Origin of the sequence: Roseateles sp. (genome assembly GCF_019237615.1) — a bacterium.
Classification (GTDB): domain Bacteria; phylum Pseudomonadota; class Gammaproteobacteria; order Burkholderiales; family Burkholderiaceae_C; genus Pelomonas.
In genome coordinates, this window is the sequence record NZ_JAFAGT010000042.1 from 1 (window position 1) to 8,596 (window position 8,596).

At 69.1% G+C, this 8,596-nt stretch carries 8 protein-coding genes and 1 tRNA gene; 7 read left to right on the top strand and 2 right to left on the bottom strand.

The window, feature by feature from the left end:
* Positions 1-316: 316 nt before the first annotated feature.
* Together JOY88_RS07460 and hrcA are read right to left on the bottom strand one after the other, a co-directional pair.
* A tRNA-Ile gene (locus tag JOY88_RS07460) sits at positions 317-393 on the bottom strand.
* Between the two features lie 24 nt (positions 394-417).
* Positions 418-1,425: a heat-inducible transcriptional repressor HrcA gene (hrcA, locus tag JOY88_RS07465; protein ID WP_293501634.1), complete on the bottom strand. Its 1,008-nt coding sequence runs from the start codon at positions 1,423-1,425 to the stop codon at positions 418-420.
* A gap of 67 nt (positions 1,426-1,492) precedes the next feature.
* Here hrcA and JOY88_RS07470 point away from each other — a divergent pair, with 67 nt between their 5' ends.
* The 7 genes from JOY88_RS07470 to JOY88_RS07500 form a co-directional block, all read left to right on the top strand.
* A complete protein-coding gene (locus JOY88_RS07470; protein WP_293501635.1) occupies positions 1,493-2,359 on the top strand; it encodes an NAD kinase in 867 nt (288 codons plus the stop codon).
* Between the two features lie 10 nt (positions 2,360-2,369).
* Complete coding sequence (gene recN / locus JOY88_RS07475; RefSeq protein WP_293501636.1) at positions 2,370-4,064, top strand: DNA repair protein RecN; 1,695 nt, start codon at positions 2,370-2,372, stop codon at positions 4,062-4,064.
* Positions 4,061-4,975, top strand: coding sequence for an RNase adapter RapZ (rapZ, locus tag JOY88_RS07480; protein WP_524539192.1), 915 nt, complete (start codon positions 4,061-4,063; stop codon positions 4,973-4,975). The genes recN and rapZ overlap by 4 nt, the downstream gene beginning before the upstream one ends.
* Positions 4,976-5,027: 52 nt before the next feature.
* A complete protein-coding gene (locus JOY88_RS07485; RefSeq protein WP_293501637.1) occupies positions 5,028-5,420 on the top strand; it encodes a BlaI/MecI/CopY family transcriptional regulator in 393 nt (130 codons plus the stop codon).
* Positions 5,417-7,162, top strand: coding sequence for a M56 family metallopeptidase (locus JOY88_RS07490; protein ID WP_293501638.1), 1,746 nt, complete (start codon positions 5,417-5,419; stop codon positions 7,160-7,162). The genes JOY88_RS07485 and JOY88_RS07490 overlap by 4 nt, the downstream gene beginning before the upstream one ends.
* Entirely contained in the window at positions 7,159-8,295 is a 1,137-nt protein-coding gene (locus JOY88_RS07495; RefSeq protein WP_293501639.1) for an FAD-dependent oxidoreductase, read from the top strand. Before JOY88_RS07490 ends, JOY88_RS07495 begins: the two co-directional genes overlap by 4 nt.
* Before the next feature lie 77 nt (positions 8,296-8,372).
* Positions 8,373-8,596, top strand: a 224-nt coding sequence (locus JOY88_RS07500; protein WP_524539193.1) for a transposase, incomplete at its 3' end; no start/stop codon positions are given.

The following is an 8,596-nucleotide window of genomic DNA, read 5'->3' on the forward strand; positions in this document are numbered from 1 at the left end:
CTGGCGGCGTTGTTCATCGCGCCTGCGGCATCAGCGTCTCGCCTTCCTCAAGGCGCCAGTCCTTCCCGATTCGTCCTGGGACACCCCGCTCGGTTCGCCCTCGAATAGCTTGGGACCGGGCGTCGAGATTTACGCGGGACGTAACACACGTTGAGCCAGACGACTTTTACGAGCTCGGGTCAAGGGCACTCTATCGGTGCGGCGCATGCAAGAGATGACCGTCCCCGTGTCCCAAAACGTGTCCCAAGACACGTTTAAAACCCGAAAACGCCAAGGGCCTGCATAAGCAAGCCCTTGATTCGAAAACATAATTTTTTGGTAGGCCGTATTGGACTTGAACCAATGACCAAAGGATTATGAGTCCTCTGCTCTGACCAACTGAGCTAACGGCCCCCGGTTGGAAGGCACGGATTCTAGTCAGCGTTGAGACAGCGCCTGCCCAACCATGCGCGACGTGATGTCGACGATCTGGATCATGCGGTCGTAGGCCATGCGCGTTGGGCCGATGACGCCCAACGTGCCGACGACCTGACCGTCGACCTCGTAGGGCGCGCTGACGATGGACAACTCCTCGTAGGGCACGACCTGGCTTTCGCCGCCGATGTAGATGCGCACGCCCTCGGCGCGGCTGGAGGTGTCCAGCAGGCGCATCAGCTGCGTCTTCTGCTCGAACAGGTCGAACAGGCGGCGCAGGCTACCCATGTCGTGGCTGAAGTCCTGCACCGTCAGCAGATTGCGTTCGCCGGAGACGACGACGCGCTCCTCCTCCTGCGCCATGGCCTCGCTGCCGACTTGCACGGCCACGCTCATCAACTGCGCGATCTCGCCGCGCAGCGCGTCCACCTCGTGGCGCAGACGCTCGCGCACGGCCTCCAGCGTCAAGCCCGCATAGCCGGCGTTCAACCGGTTGCTGGCCTCGGCCAACTCAGCCTGGCTCAGGTCCTGGGCGGTAAAGATGACGCGGTTCTGCACATCGCCGTCGGGCGATACCAGGATGACCAGCACACGGCGCTCGCCCAGGCGCAAGAACTCGATGTGGTGGAAGACGCTGGGCTTCCTGGGCGACGTGACAACGCCGACGAAGCTGGACAGGTTGGACAGCATCTGCGCCGCGCTGGCGATTACGCGCTGGGGCTGGTCAGGCTGCAGTTGCGTCGCCTCCACGCCGACGAGGCCGGGCTGGGCCGTCAACATGGTGTCGACGAAGAGGCGGTAGCCGCGCGCCGTCGGGATGCGGCCGGCGCTGGTGTGGGGGCTGGCAATGAGGCCCAGCTCTTCCAGGTCGGCCATCACGTTGCGGATGGTGGCAGGGCTGAGTTCCAGGCCCGAGGCCTTGGACAGCGTGCGCGAGCCAACCGGCTGGCCGTCCGCGATGTAGCGTTCGACCAGGGTCTTCAGCAGGGATTTGGATCGCTCGTCGAGCATAGGCGCCATTCTAGGAACCCCCGGATTCCCCCATGAAGAGCAAAACCCCTGTGGTGTAATTTGTCGCATGGCCGAGCGCTTCAGACATGTCGCCATCGTGGGTAAGCATCAGGCGCCGGGCATCAAGCCGGTGCTGGAAGAAATTGCCCAGTTTTTGTGCAGCCAGGGGCTGGACGTCTCGCTGGAGGCGGACACCGCGCAGAACACCGGACTGACGGGCTACGAAGCCCTGTCGCACGATGAGCTGGGCCAGGCCTGCGACCTGGCCGTGGTCGTCGGCGGCGATGGCACCATGCTGGGCTTTGCGCGCGAGATGGCGCGCCATGGCATTCCGCTGGTGGGCATCAACCAGGGGCGCCTCGGCTTCATCACCGACATCCCGTTCGAGCGCTGGCGCGAATCGCTGGCTCCCATTCTGGCCGGCGACTACGAGGTCGAGCCGCGCGCCATGCTGGAGGGGGAGGTATGGCGCGACGGCGAGTCCATCTTCTCGGGCCAGGCGCTCAACGACGTGGTGCTCAGCCGCGGCCAGACGGCCAGCATGATTGAGCTGCGCATCCAAGCCGGCGGCGAGCCGGTCGCCAGCATCCGCGCCGACGGCATCATCGTCGCGACACCGACGGGCTCCACCGCCTACTCGCTGTCGGCCGGCGGCCCCATCCTGCACCCCAGCATCGCCGGCTGGGTGCTGGTGCCTATCGCCTCGCACACGCTTTCCAACCGGCCCATCGTGCTGCCCGACCGCGGCGAGGTAAGCCTGGAGATCATCGCCGGCCGCGACGCCTCCGTGAACTTCGACATGCAAAGCCTTGCGAGCCTGCTGCACGGCGACACCATCACGGTGCGGCGCAGCCAGCACCAGATCCGGTTCCTCCACCCCAAGGGCTGGAGCTATTACGCGACGCTGCGTCGCAAACTGCGTTGGTACGTCTAGAGCCTGACCCATGCTGCGGCATCTGAGCCTGAAGGATTTCGTCATCGTCCCCACGCTGGAGCTCGACTTCGAGCCCGGCTTCGCCGTGCTGACCGGCGAGACCGGCGCGGGCAAGTCCATCCTCATCGATGCGCTGCAACTCGCGCTGGGCGGTCGAGGCGATGCCGGCGTGGTACGCGAAGGCACCGCCAAGGCCGAGATCTGCGCCGAGTTCGACACGCCGCCGCATCTGCGCGCCTGGCTGGACGAGGCCGGCTTCGAGGCGGATGACGCGTTGCTGCTGCGCCGCATCATCGACACCACCGGCAAGAGCCGCGCCTGGATCAACGGCGGTGTCGCCACGCTGACGCAGCTGCGCGAGCTGGCCGACCATCTGCTCGACATCCATGGCCAGCATGCCTGGCAAGGCCTGACGCGCCCGGCCGCCGTGCGCGAGCTGCTGGACGGCTTTGCCGGCCTGGACAGCGCGCCACTGGCCCGCGCCCACGCCGACTGGAAGCGGGCCGCCGAGGCGCTGCACCAGGCCCGGGGCCAGCAGGCCGATGCCTTGCGCGAACGCGAGCGCCTGGCCTGGCAGATCGGCGAGCTGGACGGCCTGGCGCCGGCCGAGGGCGAGTGGGAGGAACTCAACGCCGAGCATGCCCGCCTGTCGCACGGGCAGTCCCTCATCGACGCTGCCCAATCGGCGCTGGACGCGCTGGACGAGGCAGAGCCCAGCGCCCAGTCGCTGGCCGGCGGCGCGCTTGACCAGCTCGAACGCGTGCTCGACCACGACGCCCGCCTGCTGCCCGCGGTGCAGGCGCTGCGCGACGTGCAGGCCCAGTTGCAGGACGCCAGCCACACGCTGTCGGCCTATCTGCACAAGGCCGACCTCGACCCTGCCCGCCTGGCCGAGCTGGACGAGCGCGTGTCCGCTTGGATGACGCTCTCGCGCCGCTACCGCCGCCAGCCGCAGGAGCTGCCCGCGCTGCTTGCGCAATGGCGTGCGGAGCTCTCTGCGCTCGACGCGGCCAGCGACCCCGCCCAGCTCGAAGCGGCGCTCGCCGCTGCGCGACAGACCTTCGACGCCGAGGCCAAGGCCGCCAGCCGCGTCCGCGGCAAGGCCGCGCCGCGGCTCGCATCGGCCGTCACGGCCGCGATGCAGCAGCTGGGCATGGCCGGCGGCCAGTTCGACATCGCGCTGAACGCCACCGACGGCCCACAGAGCTGGGGCCTCGAGTCCGCCGAGTTCCTCGTCGCAGGCCATGCCGGCAGCACGCCGCGGCCGCTGGCCAAGGTGGCCTCCGGCGGCGAGCTGTCACGCATCGCGCTGGCCATAGCCGTGACGGCCAGCCAGGCCGCCACCGACAACGCCCCGGGCACGCTGATCTTTGACGAGATCGATGTCGGCATCGGCGGCGCCGTCGCCGAGACGGTGGGCCGGCTGATGAAGCAGCTTGGCCATTCAGCGGACGGCCGCCGCCAGGTACTGGCCGTCACCCACCTGCCGCAGGTGGCCGCCTGCGCCGACCGTCACCTGGTCGTCGCCAAAAGCTTGCAAGATGGTGCCACCGCGAGCCGCGTCGCGCCGGTGGCCGGCGAGGCCCGCGTCGCCGAGATCGCCCGCATGCTGGGCGGCGAGCGTCTGTCCTCCACCAGCCTGGCTCATGCCCAGGAGATGCTGGATGCATCCACCGCCATCCAAGCGCGCAAGGCCACGCCATGATTCTGGACACCGAACTGCAGGGCGACGTCGTGCTGCTGACCGGCATGTCCGGCGCCGGCAAGTCCGTCGCCATGCATGCGCTGGAGGATGCCGGCTATTTCTGCGTCGAGAACCTGCCTGCCGAGCTGCTCCTGGACTTCCTGAAGCTGGAGCAGCAGCGCGGCGAACGCCGCGTCGCCATCGCCGTGGATGTGCGCTCCTCCGGCTCGCTGCCGCTACTGCTGCCGCTCATCAAGGACTTGCGCAGCGCTGGCGTGGCCGTGCGCTCCGTCTTCCTCGACGCCAGCAACGAAGCGCTGATGCGGCGCTTCTCCGAAACGCGCCGGCCGCATCCGCTGCGCGAGGACCGCGACACCAACTTCGGCGCGCTGGACGGAGACGCCGAGGACAGCCACCGCCTGCTGCTCGACGCGATCAAGCTGGAGCGCGAGCTGCTCGGCGGACTCAAGGCCGAGTCCACCATCATCGACACCAGCCAGCTGCGCCCGGCCCAGTTGCGCGCCTGGCTGGCCGACCTGGTCGGGCCCAATGCCGGTGGCAAGCTGACGCTGGTGTTCGAGAGCTTCGCCTTCAAGCATGGCGTGCCCAGTGATGCGGACTTCGTCTTCGACGTGCGCGTGCTGCCCAATCCCTACTACGACCGCGAGCTGCGCCCGCTGACCGGCCGCGACGCGCCGGTGGCCGCCTATCTCGCGGCCCAGCCCGAGGTCGGGCTGATGATGGGCCAGATCGCCGGCTTCCTGTCGCGCTGGCTGCCCAACTTCGCAGCCGACCAGCGCAGCTACCTGACCGTCGCCATCGGCTGCACGGGCGGCCAGCATCGCTCGGTCTATCTCGTCGAGATGCTGGCACGCCAGTTCGGCCACCATGGCCATGTGCTGAAACGCCACCGCGAATTGGACGCACGCTAGTTTCAGAACAATTGTTCTAGACAACACGTTCTAGAACGATTATTCTGAAACCATGAAGCCCACCCCACGCCCCCCTGCGCGGCCCACGGCTGCCGAGCTGGACCTGCTGCAGATCCTGTGGCGGCTTGGCGCCGCCGACGCCAAGACCGTCCACGAGTCGCTGCTGCCCGAGCGCCCCGACGCGAGCTATGCGACCGTGCTGCGCCAGCTGCAGGTCATGCACGGCAAGGGCCTGCTGAGCCGCGACGAAAGCCAGCGCCCACAGCTCTATGCACCCGTGCACGCCCAGGACAAGCTGCAACAGTCCCTCGTCAGGGACTTCATCGCCAAGGCCTTTGCCGGCTCTGGCAAGGCCCTGGTACTGGCCGCCCTGAAGAGCCATGTCAGCGCCAAGGAGCGCGCGGAGATCCGCCAGTTGCTAGCCAGGAACGGAGACGAAGCATGAGCCTGGATGCCGTGATGAACGCCTGGGGCTGGGCTCTGCTGAACTTCGTCTGGCAGGGCGCCCTGGTGGGCGCCGTGGCTGCGCTGCTGCTGGGCCTGCTGCGCGGCACCTCGGCGCGCTGGCGCTATGCCGTCTGCGCCGCCAGCCTGGGACTGTGCCTGGGACTGCCGCTGGCCCAATGCCTGGACCTTGCGCCCACCGAGGCCGAGTTCGTCGGCGAGCTGTCGGCGCTGGCCGGGCAGATGCCTGCGCTCGTCAGCGCCTGGGCCCTCGGCACGGCGCTGATGCTGGGCCGCCTCGCGCTGGGTCTGGCCTGGGTCAGCCGCGCGCGGCGCCGCAGCACGCCGGCCCCCGCCGAATGGCAGGCACGGCTGGACGCGCTGGCCCGCAGCCTCGGCTTGCGCCGCGCGGTCGGCTTGCGCCTGCTGCCCGAGCTGGCCGGCCCGGTCACGCTGGGCTCGCTGCGCCCCTGCGTGCTGCTGCCGGCGGCACTGCTGAGCCGCCTGCCCGTGGACCTGCTCGAAGCCCTGCTGGCCCATGAGCTGGCCCATGTGCGGCGCTGGGACTATCTCGCCAACCTGCTGCAGAGCGCTGTCGAGGCCCTACTCTTCTTCCACCCCGTCGTCTGGTGGCTGTCGGCGCGCATGCGCCATGAACGCGAACTGGTGGCCGACGAGATCTCGGCCGAGCTCGTCGGCGACTCCCGCCGCCTTGCGCTGGCCCTGCACGCACTGTCCGAACTCGATCACTCCCCCATGCCCTCCTCCTCCCTCGCCCTGGCCGCCCGCGGTGGCCGCCTGCTCACCCGCATCGAACGCCTGCTCGCGCCGCGCCCCCGCGCCACGGGCTGGAAGCTGGCCCTGCCTGCCCTGCTGATCGCGGCGACCAGCTTCGTCGTCCAGGCCCGTACCAAGGACGCCCCCCATGCGCCCGAGGCGCCCGACGCGCAGCGCGCCGTGGCAGGCGCCCCCGCCGAGACACCACCGCCCGCCCAGCAACTGCGCCTGCCGGTGAACGCCAAGCATGTCGTCGTCATCGACGACGCGACCGGCAAGGTGCTGATGGCACGCGACGCCGATGCCGTCGTGCCCATCGCCTCGCTGACCAAGCTGCTGACGGCCATGGTGGTGCTGGACGCCAGGCTGGACCCGACCGAGAAGCTGCGCATCACCAGCGAGGACGTCGACACCCTCAAGCACAGCCGGTCCCGCGTGCGCGTCGGCACGCAGATGAGCCGCCTGGCGGCGCTGGAGATGGCGCTGATGGAGTCCGAGAACCGCGCGGCCGCGGCGCTGGCACGCACTTTCCCGGGCGGCGAGGCCGGCTTCGCCAAGGCCATGCAGGCCAAGATCCAGGCCCTCGGGCTGAAGCGCACGGCCATCACCGACCCGACCGGCCTCTCGCCGGCCAATACATCGACGGCCACCGAGATGGCGGCCATCACGGCCGCCGCGGCGCGCTACGGCGAGATCGAGCGCATCACCAGCGTCAGAAAGGCCCAGGTGCCGGTCGACGGCCGCCCGCGCGAGATCCGCAATACCAACCGGCTGGTGGGTGCCAAGGGCTGGAACATCCAGGTCTCCAAGACCGGCTACACCGAGGAGGCGGGACGCTGCCTGGCGATGCGCATCCTGAATGGCAAGCGGCCCGTCACCGTCGTGCTGCTGGATGCCGACGGCTCGGCCAATCGCCTGCGCGACGCGGCGCTGATCCGCAAGTCGCTGGCCCGCCACGCGTCATGAATCGCCGAGATCTGTTGGCGGCGGGCGGCGCCGCCCTCACCCTGCCAGCGCTGGCGCTGGACTTCGCAGCACCGCGCCCGCCCGCCGCGATGCGCGTGAGTGCGGACCGCATCGTCGACATCGCCGTCGGCATACGCCCTTTTCGCGCACAGGGTCCGCGCATCGAGGCCGAGCGGCGTTTCGGCAAGACGCTGGTCCACCACTACGGCCATGGAGGCAGTGGATGGTCGCTGTCCTGGGGTACGGCCCAGCGTGCGCTGGCGCTGCTGCAGGCGAGCGGCGCCCGAGCTGGCGAACGCATCGCCGTCATCGGCTGCGGCGCCATCGGGCTGACGACGGCGCGCACGCTCCAGCAGGCCGGCCACAAGGTGCGCCTGTACGCCAAGGACCGCCCGCCGCTGGTGCATTCCTCGGCCGCGACGGGCCTGTGGACACCCGACTCGCGCATCGTCACGAGCGCGCATGCCAGCCAGGCCTGGACGGCCGACTGGGAATCGATGGCGCGGGCTTCGTTCAAGGTGCACCAGGGCTATCTGGGCCTGCCGTCGGGACCGGTTGAATGGCATGACGGATATCTGGTGGCCGACGAGGGCTTCGACGCCCCTCTCCCCGCTTATCCGGGCCATGCCAGCGAGCCCGACTACCCCGACCTCGGCGGCCGCATCGCCGACCTGCGCCCTCAGGGCAGAGCGCTGGGGGCCGGCGAGCACCCGTTCCGCACGCCCCATGTCCGCCGCTTCACGCAGCTGGTCTTCAACATCCCGGCCTACCAGCGCCTGCTGCTGGATGATTTCGCCCGCGACGGCGGCGAACTGGTGCGGCACGAGTTCCGCTCGCCCCACGAGTTCGCGCGGCTGCCGGAACGGCACATCGTCAACTGCATGGGCGACGGCGCCCGCACGCTGCTGGGCGATGACGGCATGACGCCGGTACGCGGCCAGACGGCCCACCTTGTGCCCCAACCCGAGGTGGACTACGCACTGATCTACCGCGGCCAGAACGTCGTCGCGCTGCCGCGCCGCGACGGCCTGCTCGTCGCAGCCATGGGCGAGCACGATTTCGGCAACGACGACCTGCGCCCCGACCGGGCGCATTCGGAGGACGCCGTGCGGCGCCTCGCCGGCCTGTTCTAGGTGCCTGCGCGGTAGAAACCTGATGTCAAGGGCATCGCCGGATGCGTGAATGGGGTCGGACTGGGAAGATCCACCCCATGCCGACAAGCTACCTGCCTTACGAGCCCGATCAGCAGTTTCTGTTGCCGCCGTCACTGCAGGAATGGCTGCCGATCGGTCATCTGGCGCACTACATCAACGACACGGTCGATGCGCTGGACCTGAGCGCGTTCTTCAAGCGTTACGAAGGGGGCGGCTCACGCAACCAGCCGTTCCACCCGGCCATGATGGTCAAGGTGCTGGTGTATGGGTACGCCACGGG